This is a genomic window from Cytophagaceae bacterium (assembly GCA_016722655.1).
Classification (GTDB): Bacteria; Bacteroidota; Bacteroidia; order Cytophagales; family Spirosomataceae; genus Leadbetterella.
Map to the genome: position 1 here is coordinate 1,360,650 of JADKIR010000004.1, position 23,728 is coordinate 1,384,377.

At 37.5% G+C, this 23,728-nt stretch carries 20 protein-coding genes and 1 pseudogene; 10 read left to right on the forward strand and 11 right to left on the reverse strand.

Annotation, left to right across the window (positions count from 1 at the left end):
* Nucleotides 1-21 precede the first annotated feature (21 nt).
* The 3 genes and pseudogenes from IPP61_06440 to IPP61_06450 form a co-directional block, all read right to left on the reverse strand.
* Nucleotides 22-3,317: pseudogene (locus IPP61_06440) on the reverse strand (ATPase).
* Between the two features lie 28 nt (nucleotides 3,318-3,345).
* Complete coding sequence (gene xth, locus IPP61_06445) at nucleotides 3,346-4,110, reverse strand: exodeoxyribonuclease III (GenBank protein ID MBL0324804.1); 765 nt, start codon at nucleotides 4,108-4,110, stop codon at nucleotides 3,346-3,348.
* Nucleotides 4,107-4,466, reverse strand: a complete 360-nt coding sequence (locus IPP61_06450) for a hypothetical protein (protein ID MBL0324805.1) — start codon at nucleotides 4,464-4,466, stop codon at nucleotides 4,107-4,109. Before IPP61_06450 ends, xth begins: the two co-directional genes overlap by 4 nt.
* A gap of 20 nt (nucleotides 4,467-4,486) precedes the next feature.
* On the opposite strand from IPP61_06450, the gene IPP61_06455 reads away from it, so the two are divergent.
* On the forward strand, nucleotides 4,487-5,179 hold the full coding sequence (locus IPP61_06455) for a ComF family protein (protein ID MBL0324806.1): 693 nt from the start codon (nucleotides 4,487-4,489) through the stop codon (nucleotides 5,177-5,179).
* Nucleotides 5,180-5,215: 36 nt separating this feature from the next.
* On the opposite strand, the gene IPP61_06460 is transcribed toward IPP61_06455, so the two are convergent.
* From IPP61_06460 to IPP61_06470, 3 genes are all read right to left on the reverse strand, one after another.
* Nucleotides 5,216-6,487 (reverse strand): SUMF1/EgtB/PvdO family nonheme iron enzyme, encoded by a 1,272-nt coding sequence (locus IPP61_06460; protein MBL0324807.1) that lies wholly within the window; start codon nucleotides 6,485-6,487, stop codon nucleotides 5,216-5,218.
* Nucleotides 6,488-6,553: 66 nt separating this feature from the next.
* Entirely contained in the window at nucleotides 6,554-9,910 is a 3,357-nt protein-coding gene (gene mfd, locus IPP61_06465; protein MBL0324808.1) for a transcription-repair coupling factor, read from the reverse strand.
* 189 nt (nucleotides 9,911-10,099) lie between these two features.
* Entirely contained in the window at nucleotides 10,100-10,987 is an 888-nt protein-coding gene (locus IPP61_06470) for a polyphosphate kinase 2 family protein (protein ID MBL0324809.1), read from the reverse strand.
* Between the two features lie 135 nt (nucleotides 10,988-11,122).
* On the opposite strand from IPP61_06470, the gene IPP61_06475 reads away from it, so the two are divergent.
* Nucleotides 11,123-11,872 carry an NIPSNAP family protein gene (locus IPP61_06475; protein MBL0324810.1) on the forward strand — a complete coding sequence of 250 codons (750 nt, stop codon included), beginning with the start codon at nucleotides 11,123-11,125 and terminating at the stop codon, nucleotides 11,870-11,872.
* Between the two features lie 46 nt (nucleotides 11,873-11,918).
* Nucleotides 11,919-12,113: a hypothetical protein gene (locus IPP61_06480; protein ID MBL0324811.1), complete on the forward strand. Its 195-nt coding sequence runs from the start codon at nucleotides 11,919-11,921 to the stop codon at nucleotides 12,111-12,113.
* A gap of 249 nt (nucleotides 12,114-12,362) precedes the next feature.
* Here the strand turns inward: IPP61_06480 and IPP61_06485 are convergent, their stop codons facing one another.
* Nucleotides 12,363-13,193, reverse strand: coding sequence for a winged helix-turn-helix domain-containing protein (locus IPP61_06485; protein MBL0324812.1), 831 nt, complete (start codon nucleotides 13,191-13,193; stop codon nucleotides 12,363-12,365).
* 156 nt (nucleotides 13,194-13,349) lie between these two features.
* Between IPP61_06485 and IPP61_06490 the strand changes: the two genes are divergently transcribed.
* The 7 genes from IPP61_06490 to IPP61_06520 all read left to right on the forward strand — a co-directional run bounded on the left by IPP61_06490 (nucleotide 13,350) and on the right by IPP61_06520 (nucleotide 18,768).
* Nucleotides 13,350-14,396, forward strand: a complete 1,047-nt coding sequence (locus IPP61_06490) for a hypothetical protein (GenBank protein ID MBL0324813.1) — start codon at nucleotides 13,350-13,352, stop codon at nucleotides 14,394-14,396.
* Nucleotides 14,397-14,465: 69 nt separating this feature from the next.
* Entirely contained in the window at nucleotides 14,466-14,879 is a 414-nt protein-coding gene (locus tag IPP61_06495; GenBank protein MBL0324814.1) for a hypothetical protein, read from the forward strand.
* 223 nt (nucleotides 14,880-15,102) lie between these two features.
* Complete coding sequence (locus tag IPP61_06500) at nucleotides 15,103-15,771, forward strand: DUF1080 domain-containing protein (protein MBL0324815.1); 669 nt, start codon at nucleotides 15,103-15,105, stop codon at nucleotides 15,769-15,771.
* Nucleotides 15,772-15,988: 217 nt separating this feature from the next.
* On the forward strand, nucleotides 15,989-17,047 hold the full coding sequence (locus tag IPP61_06505) for a hypothetical protein (GenBank protein MBL0324816.1): 1,059 nt from the start codon (nucleotides 15,989-15,991) through the stop codon (nucleotides 17,045-17,047).
* Nucleotides 17,048-17,071: 24 nt separating this feature from the next.
* The gene (locus IPP61_06510; GenBank protein ID MBL0324817.1) at nucleotides 17,072-18,064 is read left to right on the forward strand and encodes an SDR family oxidoreductase; all 993 of its coding nucleotides are present in this window, start codon (nucleotides 17,072-17,074) and stop codon (nucleotides 18,062-18,064) included.
* A 198-nt stretch (nucleotides 18,065-18,262) separates the two neighbouring features.
* Nucleotides 18,263-18,514, forward strand: coding sequence for a type II toxin-antitoxin system Phd/YefM family antitoxin (locus IPP61_06515; protein MBL0324818.1), 252 nt, complete (start codon nucleotides 18,263-18,265; stop codon nucleotides 18,512-18,514).
* Nucleotides 18,514-18,768, forward strand: a complete 255-nt coding sequence (locus tag IPP61_06520; GenBank protein ID MBL0324819.1) for a Txe/YoeB family addiction module toxin — start codon at nucleotides 18,514-18,516, stop codon at nucleotides 18,766-18,768. The genes IPP61_06515 and IPP61_06520 overlap by 1 nt, the downstream gene beginning before the upstream one ends.
* 328 nt (nucleotides 18,769-19,096) lie before the next feature.
* On the opposite strand, the gene IPP61_06525 is transcribed toward IPP61_06520, so the two are convergent.
* From IPP61_06525 to IPP61_06540, 4 genes are all read right to left on the reverse strand, one after another.
* Nucleotides 19,097-19,909: a metallophosphoesterase gene (locus tag IPP61_06525; GenBank protein ID MBL0324820.1), complete on the reverse strand. Its 813-nt coding sequence runs from the start codon at nucleotides 19,907-19,909 to the stop codon at nucleotides 19,097-19,099.
* Between the two features lie 85 nt (nucleotides 19,910-19,994).
* Nucleotides 19,995-20,402, reverse strand: a complete 408-nt coding sequence (locus IPP61_06530; GenBank protein ID MBL0324821.1) for a PIN domain-containing protein — start codon at nucleotides 20,400-20,402, stop codon at nucleotides 19,995-19,997.
* Nucleotides 20,402-20,593, reverse strand: a complete 192-nt coding sequence (locus tag IPP61_06535; GenBank protein MBL0324822.1) for a type II toxin-antitoxin system VapB family antitoxin — start codon at nucleotides 20,591-20,593, stop codon at nucleotides 20,402-20,404. The genes IPP61_06530 and IPP61_06535 overlap by 1 nt, the downstream gene beginning before the upstream one ends.
* Before the next feature lie 145 nt (nucleotides 20,594-20,738).
* Entirely contained in the window at nucleotides 20,739-23,480 is a 2,742-nt protein-coding gene (locus IPP61_06540) for a glycoside hydrolase family 2 (protein MBL0324823.1), read from the reverse strand.
* Nucleotides 23,481-23,728 lie beyond the last annotated feature (248 nt).

A 23,728-nucleotide genomic window follows, 5' to 3' on the forward strand; every position in this document is an offset into this window, starting at 1 on the left:
GTTTCACGTGAAACCCAATATCTAATTTATCTTTTTGAAATAATTATCTGTTTGTTTTTTATAAAAAGGTGTGAAATTTGGAGGAGTGGTACGTAATAATTCCACCTGTTTTTCTTTTTCTTTTTTGAATTTTTCCAGATCAGGCGGACTAACTCTGCTAAAAGTTACTCCTGTGTTTGATTTTCTTTTGGGATCAAGCTCCTGTTCTTTTATTGCTTTCTCTGCTTCAAGAAGTCGGGTTTCTATTTCTTTTTGGCGACGCATCAGTTCAGGAGTAATACGTTTATTTACCAAATCATTTTCAGAAGCATCCATTTTTTTCTGTAAGTCCTGGAGATTATCACCTATCTTTTTACCCAGCTCTGTACCATTCATTTGATCCTGAATATCTTTGATTTGTTTTCTGAGCTTGGCTTGCTCATTGGCAATTTTTGCCAATTCTTCTGACATTTGTTTACCGTTCATCCCTTGAGAACCCAAACCTTGAATTTTCTTATTTAGTTCCTTCTGTTGTTCTCCCATTCCTTCCGAAGGTGCATTTCCATTTTTCCTCCTTTCCCGGAACCTGGCATTGACATGGCCATCATCTGTTGCATTTGTTTAAATGTCTCGCTCAGCATAAGGGCCAGGTTATTCATGGAGGTCATTGAGAATTGTTGTTTTGAAGCAGCCTGAGGAAGTTTTCTTTCTCTGATAAAAGATACTGACTCATCAATATTGTTTTTCATTGAAGTAACCTCTTTGGTTACGAATGCTTCAATTTGCATAACCGTTTTAGCCAGAGAATATAAGCTATCTTCTATTACTTTTGCATCGTCTGATATCTTTAATTGTTCCTGAGATAATGCAATGAACTTAGGGTCAGAAACAGAAATATTTTTAAAGTTTTTCATTACTTTTTCCTGATCCAAAGAAATTTTAACCAGATTTTCAAGAATATCTCTCAGAGCATCCATGTCAATATCCAGCTGTTTCATTTCGGCATCTTGCATGGCTTCTGCCAACTGACCAGCCATATTCCTCATTGATTTAGAAGCTTTTTTCTGAGACTTTGAAGCAGCCTTGTTATCTTTTTGATCCATTTCTTTTTGAGCTTTTTTCTGATCTTCAGATATTTCATCCTGCTTTTCTTTTTGAGTATCCAGATCTTTTTTTAGCTCTTTACTTAATTTTTCTGCGTCTTTGAGTTTCTCTTTTTTATCTTCAAATTCTTTATTGAGTTTTTCCTGCTCTTTTTTAAGGTCACCTGTTTTTTCCTGATTATTTTCTTTTTCAGTTTTATCGGCAAGTTGTTCTTGTTTTTCAGCCAGTTTTTCCAAATCTTTTACTACCTCGTTTACTTTTTGTTTAAGTTGTAGGTTTTTAAAAAGTTTCATGGTCCGATCAATATCCTTATCAAGGTTACGCTGGTTCTTTTTATAGTCGCTCAGTTTATCAATAGTCTTGTCATTATTTTGCTGATCCATTAATTTTTTCAAATCTTCAAGCATTTTGTTGTCTTCAGAATTCATGAGTTCATTGAGCATCTTCTGAAGCATGTCCATTTTTTGTTGCAGTTCAGGACTTTGTTGTTCAAAGCGATTTTGTTTTTCCTGCAAATCCTGTAGCTGTTTTTGTAAATCTTTTATATCATTAAGAAGTTCATCTTTTTTCTTTGTGAGTTCTTCTATTTCTTTTTTATCCTGAAAATCCAGTTCTTTTTTCTTTTTCAATTCGGATTCCAAGTTTTCCAGAGCTTTTTTAAATTGTTTGGATTTTTGATAGATATCTTCAAATTTATCTTCTGTTTTTTCTATTTGTTTTTCAACCTCCTGGTCAAATTCCTTAGCTGTGGGCATCCCAAAACTCATGAGTGTAGTTTTAGTTGATTTATGTCCATTGACTCCATCATTGTCAGTGACTTGAATGTAATATTCCAGGTCATCAGATTTTTCCAATCCCAGAGAATTGATATTTACTTGATAAAAGAATGTTTGCGAAAGAGAGGATTTGTTAAAGGGAATAGGTGTTGAAGAAAAAGTTTTACTCTTAGATTTTACTCTGTAGAAAAATTTAAAATCAGAAATGCCGTAATCGTCAGTTATTGTGCCTCCAATGCCAATGTAATTGTACAGGGTAGTGTCTTTTATTTGTTCGAGATTTATCTGAGGATGTTTATCGGCAATCACATTTATAAAATATGACATAGCCTCAGGATTCACAGCATTTTTGTTTTGAAGCAGCATCTGATAATTGCTCGACGCTTTCATTTTTTTCTGAACACTGAAGTCTGTGAAAATACTTTTTTTGACGTTAAATGGTTTTTCGTCATTGAATTTCATTTTCAGAGAATCCGTATCGGAGGTTTTAAATTTCCACTCTACAGTGGTTCCCTCAGGCACTATGAGGTTACCAACGTTTTCAAATTCTTCAGAGCTTTTATTTAAATAACCTGGATAATCCAGACTTACAGTAAACGAATTTATTACAGGTCTTGAAATTAAACTAATGTCATACGTATCAGAGCCAAATCCTCCGGCTTCAAAATGAAAAAAAGTGCCTTCCTGAATTTTTGAAAAAACATGTTCATAATTTCTAAGATCAGGAGAAGCCATTTTATATTTACGACCATTGGATACCAGAAAAACTTCTTCAGGTAGGGCGTTTCCTGTAAGACTGAGTTTCAAGGCAAAGTCTTCGTTTTTTATAGCTTTTAGATTTTTGTTTACAATTTGAAATTGAAAAGGAGCAGGCTCAGCAAATTTTTTCTGAAAATATACGATGCGTTCAGTGCTTTTGAAAAATGAAGGAGCTATGGCCGAAATGAAAATAATTGCTACCATTGGAGGTAAGGCATATTTCAAATATTTTTTGTTGTCTTTAAAGTTGATGGCATCGGCAAATTTTACCAATTTAAGCTCTTTCGTTTTTTGAGCTATGCTTGCTTCTATTAAGGCATTTGTATTATCAGCATTTCCGGAAGCTAACTGTATGGTATTCAGTAGTTTATCTTTAATGTTTGGAAAAAACTTACCGATTTGAGATGCAGCTTCAGTATCAGAAAGTGGTTCCTGAATTTTAAAAAGATAAAATAGTGGCTTTAAAATCATGAAGAATAGCGTATAAGCCGAAACTGCCAGGAATGAAACTAATAAAATGGCCCGAAACGTGGAACCCAATCTTCCGTAATACTCTATAAAATTTATTACAACAAATACACCCAATACTAATCCAAGACCTATTAATAAGCCTTTGATAAGTAAATTTTTATAATACTTGTTTTTGTATTCAGAAACCTGATCAATTAATTGATTAAATTCCTTTGAGTATATTTTCATATTTAATTGATAATCAATATTTTAAATATTAAAATTCAAAATCAACAGACACCGGACAATGATCAGAAAATACCACATCGGAGTGAATCTTCGCATTCTTAATTTTGTCAGAGGCATCTGTTGTTGTAAAAATGTAATCAATACGCCACCCAAGGTTTTTAGCCCTTGCTCCTGCTCTATACGACCACCAGGTATATTGCTGATTATCAGATACTTTATGTCTAAAGCAGTCCACATATCCACTATCAATAAACTTGCCAACCCAGGCTCTTTCTTCAGGCAGAAATCCCGAAGAGTTGGCATTGGATTTTGGGTTATGGATGTCTATTTCTTTATGACAGATGTTCACATCCCCGCATAAAATTAAAGGTTTGCCTGACTTTTCAAATTGATGAACATAGTTATAAATATCATCGAGAAAACGCATTTTCAGGTCTTGTCTTATGTCTCCGGTAGTACCGGAAGGGAAATAGGCACTCATGACATGAAAATGGTCAAATGAGGCCAAAATGGTCCGTCCTTCGCTATCGTATTGATCAATTCCAACACCATATTTTACTTCGTTAGGTTTGATTTTACTTAAAAGGGCCACACCCGAATATCCTTTTTTTTGAGCCGGAAACCAAGTACAATGATAGCCCAGATCAACAAATACACTTTCAACCAACTCGGTTTCAGAAAGCTTTATTTCCTGAAAGCACAGTATGTCTGCCTCATGATTTTTGAGCCATTCTGCAAGTCCTTTATTTAAGGCAGAGCGTATCCCGTTGAGGTTAAAAGTAGTAATTTTCATATATGTAGTCCAATCTCTTTTTTAAAATACTCAATAATGTAATTTTTGATAAATTCTTCCTGAATCTTTAGGTCAACATTTGGTAAAGGTTTTATGTTTTTCCAATGTGGCCACCCATCTTTATCAATACCTTCTAATTCGTAAAAATCGCCAAAACTCAAGACTTTGCACATCGCAATGTGCATTAAATCTTGCTTTTCTTCTTTGGAAAAATTAATATTTCCCTTACCCAACTCCTGGACACCAATCAAAAATAATACGGAATTGATGTCATTGGGTTTTTTACCGGTATTCTGATGTAAAAAACGAATCAAATTGTTCCATATTTCTTTATTATCTTTGATTTCTTTATCCATCATTTGCTATTAGGTCCGATATGAAAAAATTATTTGACTATTTTTTAGACTTTCTTTTCCCCAGAGTCTGTGTGGCATGTAAAAAAAACCACCTTGGCTCCGAACAGTTTATTTGTTATGAATGCCTGATTGATATTCCCAAGACTAATTCTCATTTCCAGCAAATCGAGCTAATAGAGCGAAAGTTTTGGGGCAAATTAGCTGTAAAACACACCTATTCTTTTTTAAAATTTTCAAAAAAAGGAAAAGTTCAGAATATACTACATGCACTTAAATACAAAAATAAGCCTGAATTGGCAGAATATCTTGGAAAAATGTATGCAAATGATTTAAAAGAGATGAATTTGCATGAAAAAATTGACCTTTTGATAGGAATTCCACTTCATAAGGACCGTCAGAAATTCAGAGGATACAACCAGTCGGATATGTTTGCCAAGGGTTTATCAGAGGTTTTGGATATTCCTTATTCAACAACCTGTCTTAAACGGAATACTTTTACTATTTCACAAACAAAAACGGGAAGCCGTTTTAAAAGGCATGAAAACATTAAGGGTGTTTTTGAAATTGAAAATCCGGAAGAGATCATCGGAAAAAGAATTGCGATAGTTGATGATGTTTTGACAACGGGTTCAACAATTGAAATTGCCGGTAATTTATTATTGGGAAATGGATGTAAGGAGCTGTATATAATAACAATAGCCTCGGCTTATTGATAAACCGAGGCTATTCTATAATTTAATAAGTAATTCTTAAAGCTTGGTTTTTCCTTTAGGACCAACAGAAATCATAGCACAACGGAAACCGATAGTAGCAGTTGATGAATCCTGATCAAGGTATCTTCTTGTACCTGGGGACAACCAATAAGCCACATCATTCCAAGAACCACCTTTATATACTCTTTTCTTGTTGTCAATCAAAGAGTTAAAATTTTCTTTATCATAATTTTTTGCTTCATCAAGATAATCACTTCTTCTGATTGGGTTCAAATCATTGAAATCCTGATAGGAATTAGGACGGTATAAGTCATAAACCCACTCATTTACGTTTCCGGCCATATTATACAAGCCAAAATCGTTTGGTTGGAAAGAATAAACTTCCTCAGTAATGATGGCTTTGTCGTTTTGTTTTCCAGCAATACCTGCATAGTCACCACGGCCTCTTTTGAAGTTGGCCATCATGTTACCTTTTGATTTTCCTTTTGATTTACGCATTGCTGAACCATCCCAAGGATATATTCTTTGATTTGACTGGTTTTCATCAATATATTGAGTACCAATCATACTTTTTGCTGCATATTCCCATTCGGCTTCTGTTGGAAGGCGGAAGTCGGGCATTACGTTTCCTGATTCAATAGCTAGCCTGCCATTGGTTTTTGGAGCAGCAGTCAAAGCGTCGCTTTCAGCACCTTTTTTCTTTTTGCCAAACGGTAAACCGCCTTTTTTCTTAGCACCTGTATCACCATATTTAGTATAAAGTGCACTGTTTACTACGCTGGTTCTCCATTTACAATAATCGTTGGCTTGTACCCATGAAACTCCAACAACTGGATAGGTGCGGAAACCCGGATATCTTAAATATTGATCTACATATTGGTCATTGAATGACATTTCGTTGGCCCATACGGTAGTATCAGGTAATGCAGACTGATAAAACTCACGGGTGGAGTCTTGTCCTACAGCATACAGATATTCAAGATAATCGATGTTGGCGATTTCGGTTTCATCCATATAGAAAGAAGCAACTGTAACAGTTCTCTCGATATTATCGCGGGTATAGGTTACATCTTCCTCTAGTGTACCCATAGTAAAGCGACCGCCCTCAATAAAGACCATGTTTGGCCCTGCAGGTTGTCCCGAAAACGAAGTAACCTGAAAACCTTCTTTGCCTTTTTTGGCATAGGCTTGTCCGGTGGTGCGGCTTTTAGAGCCAGGGTGTAAACTACTTGCTTTTTTGTTAGTACAAGAAGTAGCTGCAAAAAGAGTGAGTGTAAGGAAAGACACACCCAAAATAATTCTCTTCATTCTTTTTATTTTGTTTATTTCAAAATTAAAACGCAAAAATACTTTAAAAAACATACTACCAGCCAATTATTCTCCAATAAAGGCTACGATTTTCTCAAAAACGGTCCTTATTTGTTCTATATCTCTGGCATTTTCAACCGAAAAAATGAGTTTATCTTTTAATTGCCTTAAACTGCACTCTTTAGGATGCGATTTTATGTAATCAAGAATTTTGCCAAACTTATCCGTTTGATAATATTCCTGATGCTTTTCTGAAACGAAATAGCCTTTTAAGTTATTATTTTTCAGAGTTATTTTTTCAAAACCTATTATTTTGGCCAACCAGCGGACTTTTACAATTTTGAAAAGCTCCTCAACTTCAGTTGGTAATTTCCCAAATCTATCAATCAGTGAAGTTTGAAAAAGATCTAATTCTTCCTGATTTTTAAGGTCATCTATAGCATTATAGACAGAAAGTCTTTCAGAAATATTGGTAATATAGGTTTCCGGAATCAAAATCTGTAGGTCAGTTTCGATTTGACAATCATCAATACTGAATGTTTTGGCTGAAAGCTCATCCTGAAAAAGATTTTTAAATTCTTTTTCTTTCAGTTCCGAAACGGCTTCATCCAGGATTTTATGATACATTTCATAACCAAGATCGTTGATAAAACCACTTTGCTCAGATCCCAATAAATTTCCGGCACCGCGAATATCCAAATCTCTCATTGCCACTTTGAAACCATCGCCCAGATCGGTGAATTCTTCCAGTGTCTGAAGTCTTTTTCGTGCATCTTTTGTAAGGCCGGAAGTGGGAGGTCCCAACAGAAAACAATAAGCTTTTTTATTGGATCGCCCTACCCTACCCCGCATCTGATGCAGGTCAGATAGCCCAAACATGTGTGCCTGGTTGATGATGATGGTGTTGGCATTTGGAATATCCAGCCCTGATTCGATAATATTGGTAGAAATGAGAATATTGATTTCGTTTTCGATGAATCGCATCATCACTTTTTCAAGTTTGTCGCCCTCCATCTGTCCATGTGCAACGCCGATTTTAGCATCGGGAACCAGCCTGTAAATGATATTGGCGATAGATTCTATGTCGTTGACACGATTATGTACAAAAAACACCTGCCCTCCCCTACTGAGCTCATAACTGATTGCATCGCGGATTATTTCTTCTTTGAAAACCTCTACCTGAGTGGTCACTGGCTGACGGTTAGGCGGAGGAGTGGCAATCACCGAAAGGTCGCGGGCACCCATAAGTGAGAAATGCAAAGTACGGGGTATTGGGGTGGCAGTAAGTGTCAGGACGTCCACATTCAGTTTCAATTCCTTGATACGATCTTTAGCTTTTACACCAAATTTTTGTTCTTCATCAATAACCAGTAAACCCAGGTTTTTGAATTCGATATTTTTATTCAGAAGCTTATGGGTACCTATTACGATATCCACCTTTCCCTCCTTCAGGTCTTTGAGTGTTTTTGTGGTCTGGGCAGATGTTCTGAATCTGTTCAAAACATCGACATTTACCGGCATTTTGGATAATCTTTCAGAAAAAGTACGGTGATGCTGCATTGCCAAAATGGTGGTAGGAACCAAAATAGCCACTTGTTTGGAGTCATTTACCGCTTTAAATGCTGCTCTTATGGCCACTTCCGTTTTACCAAACCCCACATCGCCGCACACCAGCCTGTCCATAGGGTAGGGTTTTTCCATATCCTCTTTTACTTTGGCAGTAGCTGATGCCTGATCGGGGGTGTCTTCGTACATAAATGAGGACTCCAACTCGATTTGCATATAATTATCAGGTGTAAACGCAAAGCCATGTACTTCCCTTCTTTTGGCATAAAGGGCGATGAGTTCTTTGGCAATGTCTTTAACCTGCCGCTTAACTTTCGATTTTTTATTTTCCCAATCACCTGATCCAAGCTTACTCATGCTCGGCGGTTCGCCCTCTTTGCCCGAGTATTTGGCAATTTTATGCAGGGAGTGAATATTGACAAAAAGCAGGTCGTTGTCTTTGTAAACCAGCCGGATAGCTTCTTGTTTTTTCCCACCAATATCAACTGCCTCCATACCGGCAAAACGCCCTATTCCGTAATCTACATGCGTTACATAGTCACCTATCTGAAGGTTTTTTAATTCTTTAAGCGTGAGTGCTTTAGACTTTGAAAACCGGTCTTTTTCTTTGTATCGGTTGAGACGTTCAAAAATTTGATGATCGGTATAAACAAGAATTTTGTTCTGAGTATCAATGAATCCCTCCCGGAAATTGGCCGCCACCGATTTGAAATGGATGGTGGGGTTTATTTCGGTGAAAATAGTTTCCAGTCTGTTGAGTTGTTTCAGTGAGTCAGAACTGATAAAACAACTGTATCCGCTACTTTGGTTTTGAGCGATATCGTCAATCAGCAGATTGAAATCTTTATGGAAACCAGGTTGAGATTTTGATGGAAAATCAATGGTTTTATGGTTTTCAAGTTGGGCTTTCCGACCAAATTCAGTTTTTTTGTAATTATTCAAAAAATCAGAAAACTCATTTCTGGTCAGGAAGTTATGTTCGGGTCCGAATAAAAGATTGATGTCTCCCCCCTCTCCTATTTGTTTTTCAAAAAGTGATTGGGCTTTATTGAAATTTTCATCTACCCTATCCAGTAAAAAGTCAAAATCTTTAATCCAGAGCCTAGTTTTCTCTGTAAAAAAATTGAATAAAGGAACGGTTTCGCTTCTATGTACTTTTTCCTGTAGATTAGGAACGATATTGATACTCTTGAGTTTTTGATTTGAAAGCTGACTGTCAGGTTCAAACGCCCTGATGCTTTCTATCTCATCACCAAAAAGTTCGATACGATAAGGCACATCTGCAGCATAAGAATATACATCAAAAATACCCCCACGAATGGCAAACTGGCCGGGTTCATAAACGAAGTCGGTTTTTTCGAAATTGTAAGAAACGAGTAATTCGGTTACAAAATTGAGGTCTAGCGTATCCCCTTCTTTGATGCGTAAAGTATTGGCCACCAGTGTTTTCTTGCTGACAACTTTTTCGGCCAGTGCTTCGGGATAAGTCACGATCATCAAAGTGTCAGCGGCTGCATTGAGTTTGTTGAGTAGCTCGGCACGTTGAATAAGATTGGCGTTTTCTATGGCATCAAACTCATAAAGTCTTTTGTAAGAAGCCGGGAAATAGGCAATTTTCTGACTTTCAAAGCCATGAATATTCTGAAAATCATTGAAGAAATACAGGGCATCTTCTTTGTCGGGGAGAATATATACAGTGGTTTCGGGCTGATTTTCAAAAATTGCGGAGGCAATCACGGCATCCAGACTACCTGATAAGCCTGAAATATGAACAGAGTTTTCCCCTTTTTGTGCCGCAATGATATGTTGCACAAACGCATCTTCCTGGTATATTTTTATTAAATCCCGGGCGTTCAAAAGGAGTTTTTTAATGTTTTATCAGGGTACACAAGCACGTATTTGACCCGATTTGGATGCAAAGATAATGTTTGCGATGTTAGTAGGGTAATATTTTTTGTGAAAATCTAAAATTGATACGGTTTTGTGAACCGGTCTGACCTTCGGTGCTGACCTAAATACCAGTCTGACCTTCGGTACTGCCCGGGTTCAGGAATTATTCTGTTGTCTTATAGTTTCAATCAAGCCCTCCAAAGTCTTTTTCCGGGCTTCATCGGGCTCAGGATAGTTCATTTTCAGAGATTTAAGATTTTCTGACATGATTTTTGCCACAATCAACCGCATATTTTTTTTGTCGTCGGCCGGTACCACATACCAGGGGTTTTCCCTGGTCGAAGTTTTGTTTATCATTTCTTCGTATGCTTCCTGATATTCCTTCCAGAATCCTCTTTCTTTGATATCACCTTCCTCAAATTTCCAGTTTTTTGTGATGTCTTCAATCCTCTCTATCAGCCGGTTACCTTGTTCTTCTTTTGATACATTCAGGAAAAACTTGATCACTTTTATTCCATTGTTTGCCAGATAATCTTCAAAGTTTTCAATGTCTTGATAGCGGTTTTCCCAAATATCTTTTTCAGATTTGATTTCATTCGGCATTTTCTGATAATTGTGCAGGATTTCGGGGTGAACTTTCACCACCAAAACTTCTTCATAATAAGACCGGTTGAAAACCTGGACTTTACCACGCTCAGGCAACTCTTTGTAGCAACGCCACATAAAATCATGATTGAGCTCGGTTTCGGACGGTCTTTTGAAAGAATAAAAACTCAAGCCCAAAGGATGCACACCCTGAAAAACAGCCTTCATGGTGCCATCTTTTCCGGCAGCGTCCATTGCCTGAAAAATCACCAGGACTCCATAGCGGTTGTGGGCGTACATCATACTTTGCAGCTCGTCCATTTCAGTTTGCAGCTCGCTTAGCAGGGTTTCATATTCTGTTTTATCTTCATAAAAATCCTTGATTATGGTAGGATATTTTTTGATTTTGAAAGAATCTTTATCGTTTACCTTGTAGTCTTTTATGTCGAAATTTTTCATAGATAATTTGAAAATTGTCTTACTTTTAATGGTAGGAATTAGGTGCAATTTAGGAAAGTTTTCCAAAATGCAAGTCTGAATTTTTTGGCTACAAGTAAAGTCTTATCTTTGGTCAAATATTCAACCATTTTTTTAATGAAAAAACTAATAATATTATTTTTTGCTTCACTTATATCGATTGGCACATTTGCAAAAGCCAAGCCATCAAAGTATTTCGAATTAAGGATTTACTATTGTAACGAGGGCAAGCTACCCGCTCTAGAAACCCGATTTAGAGACCATACTACCAAGCTTTTTGAAAAGCACGGTATGGAAAATATAGGATACTGGACATCGGCAACTGAAAACAACAATGTGCTTTATTACATGTTGGGTTACCCAAGTAAAGATGCCCGTGATGCCTCATGGAAGGCATTTATGGCAGATCCTGAATGGCAAAATGTTCAGAAAAAATCGGAAGAAAGTGGCAAAATTGTGGCTAAAGTTGAGTCGAAATTCATGAAGATTAACCCTGAATTGACCAGGAAAATCAAGAAAATACAAGCCAGTTCTGAAAGACTTTTTGAAATGAGAACTTACTATCTTTTGCCGGGCAGATACCCCAATATTGTGGCCAGGTTCAGAGATCATACCCGCAAACTTTTTGAAAACCATGGTATGGAGAATATCATGTATTTTGAGACGATCGAAAAAGACGGTGCTCAGCCTACATTATTGTATTTTCTTGCCCATAAAGATGCCGATGCCGCCAAGAAATCGTGGGATGGTTTTAGGAATGACCCCAATTGGATCAAAGCGAGAGATGCTTCAGAGGAATCGGGAAAGATTGTAGAAAAAGTAGAGTCCATCATGATGAAACCGACTGATTTTTCGCCGATTAGGTAGAGAATATTTTTAAGATTTTATATTATTTTTGTAAAAACGCTAAAATATGGAAACAATAATAATTCAAACCGAATCAAAAAGCACAGGTAAACTTTTGATTGATTTAGCAAAAAAATTAGGATCAAAAGCAAATGTTTTGAAAAAAGAAGCTGCAGAGGATTATATTTTGGGTTCCTTAATGGAAAAGCAAAAGACAGGGAAATTGGTTTCAAAAGAGGAAGTAATGAGTCAACTGGAATAGGTGGCCGATATACTGAGAATGTCACCCCTGACGGGGTTTTTATTTTAAAGTAGTTTTTTTTGATATAATTATTTCACCCCTACGGGGTTATGAATACTTAGTTTTGAAAACTGTTTTTTTTAAGTAATGTAAAAACTCACCCCTGACGAGGGTTTTTTATTTTAAAGTTTTTTAGTGTTATAAATAATTCACCCCGACGGGGTTATGCATATTTTGTTTTGAAAACTGTTTTTTTAGGCATGTAAAAACTCACACCTCCAATTTATACCCCTTCCCATGGCTGTTGGTGATTTTAATTACAGGGTCGGCAGTGAGTTTTTTTCTCAGTTTGGAAACGAGCACATCCAGGTTACGGCTGATAACAAATACCCCTTCATTTTCCCAGATTTCTTTCAAAAGATATTCACGTGAAACAGTTTCGTTGGACTTTTCGAGTAAAAGATTGAGCAGTTTATTTTCCTTTTCTGAAAGCTCAATTTTTTGGTATTCTATGACTAAGACAGCTGTTTTTTGGTAATAATCAAATGCCCCGATTTTTAGTGAATCACCGTCATTTTTGGTAAAAGAAAGTTCTTTTTTTGTTTTTTTCCTGAGCATAAAAAAGAAACCAAGCCCAACGATAACCAGTGGTAAAAGCACCCAAAGGATTGATAATGAGCTGCTGGTTTCTATCACTTCGATTTCAACCCAATAGCAATTATTCGGTAGTTTTCGGCCCATGCAGGTGATATCATCGGTACTTTTTGAGCTCCATTCAAATCCGTAAACCATTTTAGGCTTGTTGCAGGTATAAACACTTACCCGGTATTGAATTTTTGGATCAGAGTTTTTCAGATTTGCGATTACAATATTCGCCAGGCTGTCGGGCATAATCTCAAACTGTTGCTCAAACGTAATCCTGTAGGTGTTTGGATTGGTTTTTTCAACCGGCAAAATTCGCGAGGTAGAGTCACCACAGGCCAATAAAAGCTGGTGACCGATGGTACGAAACTGTACAATACGGTGTTTGTCGTCATCAATTGATGAGCTACAAGACAGACCTACAAAGGCCAGAAATAGCAAAAAATACCTTTTAATCATACGACCGCAAGTTATTTTAAAAAAAGCTCTTTTACATACGATTTACCTCAGTTTTGCAATAATTTACATTCTATTTACATTTTTTGCCGATCTTCGGAATAGTTTTGGGCATCAAAGCATATCACAGATTTGCTTATTATTTTAAAAATGACAAAAATGGAAAAGCTTTTTAAAACAGCATTTTTTTTAATACTGAATTTTGGGGTTTCATTTGGCCAAAAAGAAAAAACAAGCCCAAAATTTAATTTTTTCAGTTTGACTTCTCCAAACAGACACTGTTTTGCACCTCCCCCCAAACAGTTAAGTGAGTATATCAGAGAAATTTATCAGGATCGGTCTGGAAACCTTTGGTTTGGAACTAACAGTGATGGCATATGCAGATATAATGGCACTAGCCTCGATTTTTTTGATAAAAAGAAAGGGTTGGCCGGAAATCAGGTAAATGGCATTTCTGAGGATAAGCAAGGCAATATTTGGTTTGCAACTGATGGCGGTCTAAGCAAATTTGACGGAAAGAAATTTACCTCATATGCAAAAAAGGAAGGTCTTCAAAATGAAGTGATTTGGAGTATTTTGATTGATAATAAAGGAATTATCTGGCTGGGTACCATGACCGGTGTGGATAGATTTGATGGCAAGGCTTTCAGGAAATTTGATATGCCCAAAACTGAAAATGGAGGCATCCCGAAATTTAATCAAAAGGTGGTCTGGAATATGATGCAGGACAAAAAGGGAAATATTTGGTTTGGCACCGACGGTGGCGGACTCAAAATGTTTAATGGCAAAAATATATATACTTATACTGCCAATGCCGGTTTAAAAAGCAATAATGTCAGATGTATTTTGGAGGATCATCAGGGAAATATCTGGCTAGGTACCGAGGGTGGGGGAGTGAGTCGATTTGATGGTAAAAAATTCAGGAATTTTGGTGAAAAAGAGGGTCTTACCAGCCTGAACATTTGGACCGCATACGAAGACAAAAATCATCAGATTTGGTTCGGAACAGGGGGAGGTGGGGCCATCAAATATGACGGTAAGGAATTTAAGACTTTTAAAGAGACTCAAGGACAAACCAAAAATCATGTTCAGAGTATTTTGAAAGACAAAAAAGGAAATATGTGGTTGGGTTTTTCCGGTGGATTATATCGGGTGGAGGGAGAGAAAGTCCAAAATATCCCGATGGATATGCTGGTCGGCTGTTAAGATCATAACCTTTTAATTAATTATTTGGGAATTAAAACATAATTAACACAAAATCAAACAATTACATTTATGAAAAAGCTAATTTTAATTTTATTTACAGGCATTAATTTTATGGCATGTGCTCAGGAAAAGTTTTCCAATTGCTCTGCGGTTTTCCTTAATGACCAAATGATTGTGGAGGAATATTCTGATGTGGCTAAAGCCAGGATTTCGAAAGATTCCCAAGGGCTAATCTCGGCCGGAACTGTAAGCTTGGGGGATGTTTCAAAAGGTGAAAAGAAAGCCGAAATCACAGGAAAATTTGAATTTGGCGTAGCCATCAAAGATGGAAACACGGGTACGATTATGATGTATTCAGCCCAAACTTTTAAGAAAATTGAAGCAGACAAAATCCTTTCCAAATGCAAAAAAGGCGATGCCATTGTAATTCTTACCACCAAAGATCAATATGCTCTGCCGCACAATGAGATTTTGGTTTATTAATAAATGGCGTTTAGTTAAGAAAAATACTACCTTAAACCTCACCCTAAATCCCTCTCCAGAGTGAGAGGGACTTAAAATTTGTGTTAACTAAACGACATTGGTTTATTAAGTATAAAAACATCAATTTTGAAAAGGGCCGGCACTTGTTGGTTCTTTTTTATTTTTACAAAAACCTTTAAAATTCACATATAATTGATGAAATTTCGGGTAAAATTCAACCTTAATGAAAAAATCTATCATTTTGAGTTTTCTGCTTATTACAGGAAATATTTTTGCTCAAAAATCGCCCACTAGCCTTTTTAATGGTAAGGATCACACCGGATGGCATATTGATGTTCCGGCACTGGATAATAACCCTTCAGGGAAGTCGCCATTTATTGTCAGAGACGGTAAAATGGTTTGCCTGGCCGAGCCACAAGGGCATATTATCACCGACAAGGTATATGAAAACTACGAACTCACCGTAGAATATCGTTTCGCCGGAAAGCCCGGAAACTGTGGCGTGCTGGTGCATGCTTCTACGCCAAGAATTCTTTATAAAATGTTTCCAAAGTCTATCGAATGCCAGCTCATGCACGATAACGCCGGAGATTTCTGGTGCATAGGAGAGGATGTGGTTACGCCCGATATGGAAGCTCGAAGGGGTAAAAAAGAGGATTGGGGTGTGACCGAAGGGAAAGAAAGACGGGTGAAAAACTTGACGGATAATTCAGAAAAACCACTTGGAGAGTGGAACACCATTAAAGTGCGATGTGAAGGGAACAAAATCACTGTTTGGGTAAATGGAGACCTTGTAAATGAAGGCGTTTCAACTGCCAGTAAAGGTCAAATTGCTCTGCAAGCCGAAGGCTCTGAGGTGGAGTTTAGAAAAGTGGAATTGATGGGTTTGTGAGAGAAATTTTAAGAAAAATATGATTTTATTTAAAGATATTTTTACCTTTAAATAATCAATTTTGATACATCACTTTTTTATAAATAAAATGTCTTCTCCCACAATAAAAAGCACAATAATTTTTATTTATTTATTTTTTATTTCAAATCAGGTTTTTTCTCAAACAATCTTTAAAAAGGGTTATTATTTAAAAAAGGATGGATTGAGAGTCGAATGTTTGATTCTTGACAAAGATTGGAATAATAACCCCCAGTTTATAGAAACAAAAGCAAGTGACAAGGCCGAAGCAACAACGATTTATGCCAAAGATATTGACGAGTTTGAAATCTATGAAAATTCTAAATATATAAGTAGAATAGTTAATATAGATATTTCTCCCGATGACGTCAGGAAATTAAATTATGAGAAAGTACCTGTTTGGGAATTGAAAGAAGTTTTTCTAAAAGTTTTATTTGAAGGAGAGAAGGCATCTTTATTTTATTATAATGATTTTAATTATAGTAGATTGCTTTTTTCCACCAACATTAAGCCGATAGAACAATTAATTTTTAAAAGATATATCGTAATTGATACTAAAATCTCACACAATTTGGCTTATAAGGCACAACTTATTGATTTATTAGGAAATGACCAAAGTCAAAAGATTTTAAATATGAGTTATAATGAAAAAAAAATAATTGATATTGTTAAATCTTTCAATGATAGTGGGGTAAAAGAATATACAAGAAAAGAGAAAAGAGACAAAATAGAATTAAAAGTTATCCCGGGTGTTTCTTATTCTAATTTGACCTTAATTAGTGATAAAAACAGATATCCTTTTCAAAATCAAATAGACTATAGGTTTGGTTTTGAATTTGGAATTACAGTTCCTTTTTTCAATAATTCTTTAAGTCTAATTACCGAACCAAATATTTATATAAGCCCTTCCAGGAAAGACACCAGAAATTTAGATTTGAAAGATATTGATTTTAAATTTGTAACATTTCCAGTTGGGATAAAAGGGAAAACATTTTTAGAAAATAAAGGGAATATATTCTACAAAGGTCTATATGATTTTGGGACAAATCTAGACGCTTTGGTTTTTGAAAGAAAGGTTAGTGACTTTTTCATATTTCCAGGAAACAATTTTTCACTTGGTTTGGGATATGAAAAAGGTAGATCAAGTTTAGAATTCAGGTATGTAACAAACTCAAATATTTTAAGAGCTTATACGTACTATAGGTCTGATCATCAAAGATTTATGATTATTTATGGGTTTAGAGTTTTTAAAAAATAGTTTAGAAAACATTCCAAAGGTTGAATGAAAGTTTTATTTATAGGTGGCACCGGAAATATAAGCACCCCGGTGAGCGAGTTGGCAATTGCAAAGGGGATAGATTTGTATCATCTTAACCGTGGAAATCGCGAGCCAATTTTGGGTGTCAAAAACATCGTTTGTGATATCGAAAATGCCATTGAGGCCGAAAAAGCATTAAATACGCACGAGTGGGACGTGGTGGTCAACTGGATTGCCTTTACGCCTAAGCAGGTGCAGCGGGACATCCAGCTTTTCGCCGGGAAAACCCGGCAGTATGTATTCATCAGCTCGGCGTCGTGCTATGAAAAGCCACCTACCAATTATATCATTACCGAGTCAACACCACTCAAAAACCCTCATTGGCAATATTCCCGTGATAAGATTGCCTGTGAAGATTTATTGGTAAAAGCCTTTCGGGAGCATAATTTCCCGATGACCATCATCAGGCCATCGCATACATATTATTCGGTTTTTCCGCTCTCATTGGCGGGCTGGACAGAGTACACCGCTGTGGATCGTATGCGTAAAGGCCTTCCCATTGTGGTGCAAGGCGACGGCACCTCACTGTGGACCGTTACCCATGCACGTGATTTTGCCAAGGCTTTTGTGGGTATGATGGGCCGCCCGTCAGCGATTGGGGAGGCCTACCACATTACTTCTGACGAGGTATTGACCTGGAACCAAATATACACCCAGTTGGCCGATGCCGCAGGGGTAAAGGCCGACATCATGCATGTACCTTCCAGGAAAATCATCCAATATGCTGATGAGAACGGTTTTGAGTCGGAAGAAGGCGGCCTTTGGGGCGACAAATCACATTGTGCGATTTTTGACAACAGTAAAATCAAACGACTGGTACCTGACTACGTGGCCACCATACCTTTTGCCGAAGGCATCAAAGAAACTCTTGCCTGGTTTGAAGCCGACCCCGCCCGAATGATCATTAACCCTCAGACCAATAAGCTGTTGGATGGCTTGATAGCGAAGTGGGGGTGAGGGCTATGAAGTCCGCCTGAGCCTTCGACTAGCTCAGGCTGACGAAGATACGTTAGAGTGTCAAAGTTTTTCAAGTTTTAAAATATTGCTTAATTTTTCATTGTGAATTTACATCAATGAATACAATTTTAATACTTAGGAAATTTGGAGAAACCTAAACAAGTTATTAATATTGTACTTAAATAATAACCTATTACAATGGAAGTGGTTAATTACACCGAATTCAGGTTAAATCTAAAAAATAGCCTGGATGCTGTTACACAAGATGCTCAAACGATAATTATCAACAGAGGGAAAAATGATAATGCGGTATTGCTATCCCTGAAAGAGTATAATTCCATGCTCGAAACCATTCATTTGTCAAGTAGTGAGAAAAACCTTCAACGCTTAAATGAAGCCATAGAAAGAGAAAAAACAGGAGTATTTGAAACCCACAATTTGATAGACTGATGGACTTGTCCTGGGATATTGCAGCTTGGGAAGACTACGTGTATTGGACCAAGATTGACAAAAAAGTACAAAAAAGAATCAACGAACTTATCAGAGAGACATTAAGAACGCCATTTGAAGGTAAAGGAAAACCCGAACCCCTGAAAGGAAACTTTAGTGGCTACTGGTCAAGAAGAATCACCGACGAACACCGCCTGGTTTACAAAGTTTTAGACCAAAGAATACATATTATTCAGTGTAGGTTTCATTATTGAGTGAGATTTTGTTGGAAATTAAAGCATTAGGAGTACAAATTTTTAGTCATATTTTCTATTTTTATACACATATTAACCCCCAGACCAACAAGCTGTTGGATGGCTTGATAGCGAAGTGGGGGAAAGGGATGATTTTAAGAATTTGGCTAAAGCCTAATTGTAGAATTATTTGACAAACACCAGCTAAAGCTGGTGGGAATTCAATACTAAATCAATCTAATTTTAAGCCTCGGGATTTTAATTACCACTGGCTTTAGCCAGTGGATGGTGGAAAGTTGCAACCTTTTTGACTTTAGTCAAATTACTTTATTATTGGAGTTTAGGAAACCTATATCTTCTCCTCCCCAATCCGTACTTCTGGATTCATCATATAAGTCAAAATACTATTGTCTTTCATGACTTCTACCACACGGAAACCGCGGTATTCGGTGCCCCAGTTTCCGCCAAAGTGGGCATCAAAAAGATAACTGATGCTCTGGTGTTTTTTGATGCCATCGAGTGAGTGAATATGCCCGTGAAAAACCGCCTTGATGTTGGGGTATTCAGCAAAAAGTTTGATAAGTTCGGGGCTATCTATGCAATGCTCCACCCAAGGTATCTGAGGTATATGCAGGAAAATAAAGGTGTTTTTCTGACTTTTAGCCATTTCCAGCTCAGCTCGCATCCAGTTGAGGTTGGGCATCAGATATTCACCTTTTATGTTGGATGTATCACCCAGAATGAAGGCATTGTTTTTATGTATAAAGCTATGGTTTAATGGCATTTTCCATACTTCGGCCCATCCTTCATCACTTACATGGTCGTGGTTACCACGAGTTACATAGTAGGGTACAGCCAGACCATCGAGTTTTTGTTTTACCTGTGGTAATAGCTCAGTTTTATCATGAAAAAGGTCGCCGTTAATGATAGCAAAATCTACTTTTTGCTGCTGGTTAAAGGCATTTACTTTTTGGATGAGGGTATTATGAAAGCCATCAAAATCGGTGTTGGGTTGGCCATAATGACCATCTGAGGCCACCACAAACCGAAACTTCACTTTGCTCCTTCCCGCCAGATATTCGGCAGCCGAGATAGCACCGCCATTTAACAAAAATGCACTACTTACACCGATTGAGCGAAGAAATGAGCGTCTTGAGGTCATGATTTTTATTTTTTATCAAAAATAACTTTTGCTGAGTAATTATTTGAGATTTTTTGATGGGGTTTACAAATTAATTATAATGAATTTATAAAATAATAGTTTTTAGGTTTGTGCCTTTGGCAATCAAATCAAAGTCGGTGTCATTGTGAACCAACAAGAAATTATTTTTAATGGCAAATTGGGCGATAAGGCAGTCAGTACTTTTTCTAACACTTATTCCTTTTTTACGAAGGTTGAAGTATAGTTTGGCGGCGGCAACTGAGTTTTCAAGCCAGTTATCCTCTAAAATGGTCAACCTTTTAAAATGAATTTCAAATTGGATAAGATGTTTTTCGGTTTTTAAGCCCATCAGAAATTCCTGAATAATTGTTGGAGTTAGAATTATTAAATCGGGGTATTCTGAAAGGTATTTTTCTAGCAGAGCAGTTTCTTTATTTTCAAATCCTCTGGAGAAATTTATCCAAACTGAAGTATCAAAAATTGCGTATTCCATCAATCCCTACGCATTTCATCCAGATTTCCTTCCCAGGCATTGGAACCTTTAAGTTTTAATAATTCTTTGGCAGACAAAGCTCTCAAAAACTCATCGATAGCTGTATTTACGGCTTCTTTTTTAGTTTTTATATTCATCATCGTCATGATTTCTTTTACTTTCCGATCGTCAATATCAATGTTAGTAAGCATTTATAGTATTGTTTTTGTACAAAAATAATTAAAATTATGTACAAAGCAAGTGTTTTTCAGAATATTACAAAAAAGCTCCGAGCCCAACATTCACCATTTTTAGGAGAAATATTCTAACCCGGAGCTCTTCTGGTGATTTTAATCTTTATTCCTGGATTACCAGTGAGGGGTTGATTCCATAGCGACCGAAGTCTTTGCCATAAACTGCTAAACCTCCAAGCCCCTCTGTTTCAATTCTGACTTTCATTTTGCCTTTTACTTTCAGGCTTGCCAGTTGTGCTCCAGTCAAAGGAACTTTTACCAGATAGCCGTAGCTTCCGGCTTCGCTCAAGGTTCCGTCCTCTTTCTGATTATGCCAACTCAAGATACCCCGATGGTCGGCAGGGTCGTCGTCAAGCGTTACTTTTTTTGCCAGTTTGTTGTCAATCAGTATTTTAATGGCAGATGGAAACGCCTTTTCGTCGGTCATTGGGTAAGAGTTCTGATTTTGACTAGGCTCGGCTTTGGCACCCAGCATATAGTCAGTATTTTTTATTTCAGAGCCTTCGCGGTCTTTGAAGAAAAGCTCTTTAGCACCAAGCTCAAACATCAAATAGCCGGTAGGGGCTTTCAATAGTTTTTTGGTGTTAAACTCATACTCTATATAACCCTTTCCGGCACCGTTCACTTTTTTTCCACCCATTACTTCCCATTTTTTAAGAGAAAATTCTGACTTTTTATAGTTGTTTGGGGCTATATCATAGACCTTGTACGTATCAGGAATTTTGCCATCAGTCACCACAAAATTCACAAAATTGCGGTGATGCACCCTTCCTGAAGCATCCTGAAGCACCAAAGCCAGGGTATAAATGCCATCTATCTCAGGCATGTGAACACTAAGTGGGCTGAGTTTTTCCTGCATCCAGGGGCGGTAGGGCAGGGTAGAGGTGATTTTTTCGGTAGCCATTGCCCTGCCGAGCTTGTCGGTCCCGGTCAATTGGGTAACCAAAGTCAGCTTGTTGTCGGCAATCTGGCGGTCGGTCATTGCGGACAGATACAAAGGAACCATCACGTCAGAACCAGCTTTTGCAGTATATGTGATATCCTGGCCGGTGCTGAGGTATATTTCGGAATGAAAATCCTTGTCGGTCATGCCGGGAAGAATCTCTGGCAGACCGGTGAATTTTTTGCTTCGGTCAAAACGCCAGTAGCCGTTCCATTCGTTGATAACGTCGTGGTGTTCGGTATATAACCAACCCGCCATTTTGGGGTGTATCCTGAAGGCATTCATCATGCGGTGGTAGTCGTAGCTCCAGTCCACATCGCCGGTGCTGCCTTTGTAGCCCCACACATTGCCACACTCTGAGTTGATCATCGGAGTATTCGGAGCTTCGGCATAGCCTTTTTCATAATGAAAAGTACTGCCCGGGAAGGTGCCATTGTCTATGCTTTGCATGTGTTTTTCCCAACCATACCCCGGCAGGTATTCATGCCATGAATTGATGTCGGTAACGGTATGCCCTGCACCGCAGCATATAGAATTGTCTTCTGCCAGACGACTGGGATCCAATGATTTGGCCAGATAATACATCGATGTAACCCATTTTTGGGTAGCTGGCGTGTATTTACTTTCTTCTTTGCCGGTTTCAGGATTGGTCACGGTAGAACGGAGACCCCAGGTTTCATTAAAGATAATCCATGAGAAAATAGCCGGGTGGTTATAGTCTCTTTTGATCATTTCTCTCAAGGTAAATTCTGACTCTTTTTGAGCGTTTTCGTCAGGCTCACCCCAGAAATTGGGCAGGTCACTCATCACAAACAGACCCAGCTTGTCAGCCCAATAGAGTTTTCTTGGAATATCTACTTTGATATGTGTTCTGATTCCATTCAGGCCAATGTTTTTTGCCAAAAGTATTTCATTTTTCATGAATTCATCCGACGGAAAAGTGTAAAAGCCTTCAGGATGATAAGATTGATCAAGAGTAAGTTGAAGATAGACCGGCTTGTTGTTCAGGGCCACATAAGGGATATTGGTACCGGGTAGGGGAGTGACCGATATTTTTCTCATGCCGAAATAAGACTTCACCACATCGCCGCCAGTAGAAGCCTCTACTTCATAAAGATAAGGGTCTTCCAATGTCCAGAGGCGGGCTTCCGGAATATTAACATAAACCGTAGCTTTTTCCCTTCCTTTTGCAATAAGTCCTGTGGCTTCAATTACACCTTTTGGTCCATAAATTTTGAAAGAAACGGCATGATCGGCTTTGGTTTTTTCACCTAAAAGCACATCTATTTTCACTGAACCATTGTCGATATCGGGAGTAAAGTGAATGTTTTCGAAGAAAGAACTCCCACGGGCTTCGAGATAGGCGGTTTGCCAGATTCCTCGAGCATTGCCATAGCCTTGTTTTCCATAAAGTGTAAAGTCTCTGCGAATATCATCTACTCTGACCACAATTTTCTGCTTTTCTCCGGCTTTTACAAAGGGAGTAAGGTCAAAATCAAAAGGTGTATAACCACCCTGATGCTTGCCCAGGAGTTTTCCGTCAAACCAAACGGTAGTTTCCCAATCAGAAGCTCCGATGATAAAGAACACCTTTTTGCCAGTCCAGGCAGCGGGAATGGTAAGTTCTTTTTGATACCAGGCAATATCGGCTTCGTCTTTCACGCCGGATAGCTTGGAACCCCAGGGGAAAGGCACAATTATATTTTTCGAAAATTTGGTATTGCCGTCGGCCCAGTTTTGAGTTAATCCTTTATTGAGACTGTCAAACTCAAAAGCCCATTGGCCATTGAGATTGAGCCATTCCGATCGTTCAAAATCAGGTCTGGGATGTTCGGGCAGCGGAATCTGTTGTGCAAATGTTAACTGAGCGGTAGTAAAAAATATAAATAGTAATTTTCTCATAAGTTTTGAATAAATAAATGGCAAATTCGGATAAAAAAACGGATTTATCCTTTTACCTGAGGATATAATTTTTAAAATAAATTAAAAAAGGAATTCTCCAGAACATTTGCCTAATTATAAATAGAAAATCCCAAACACATAGAGGGTCATATTATTATTTCAAATTAAACATAAAAAGGGAAGTGATTAGTATTATTCAGATTATTGAAAGAAACCAAACACTTACACTTCAGCCATAAAATCAAATT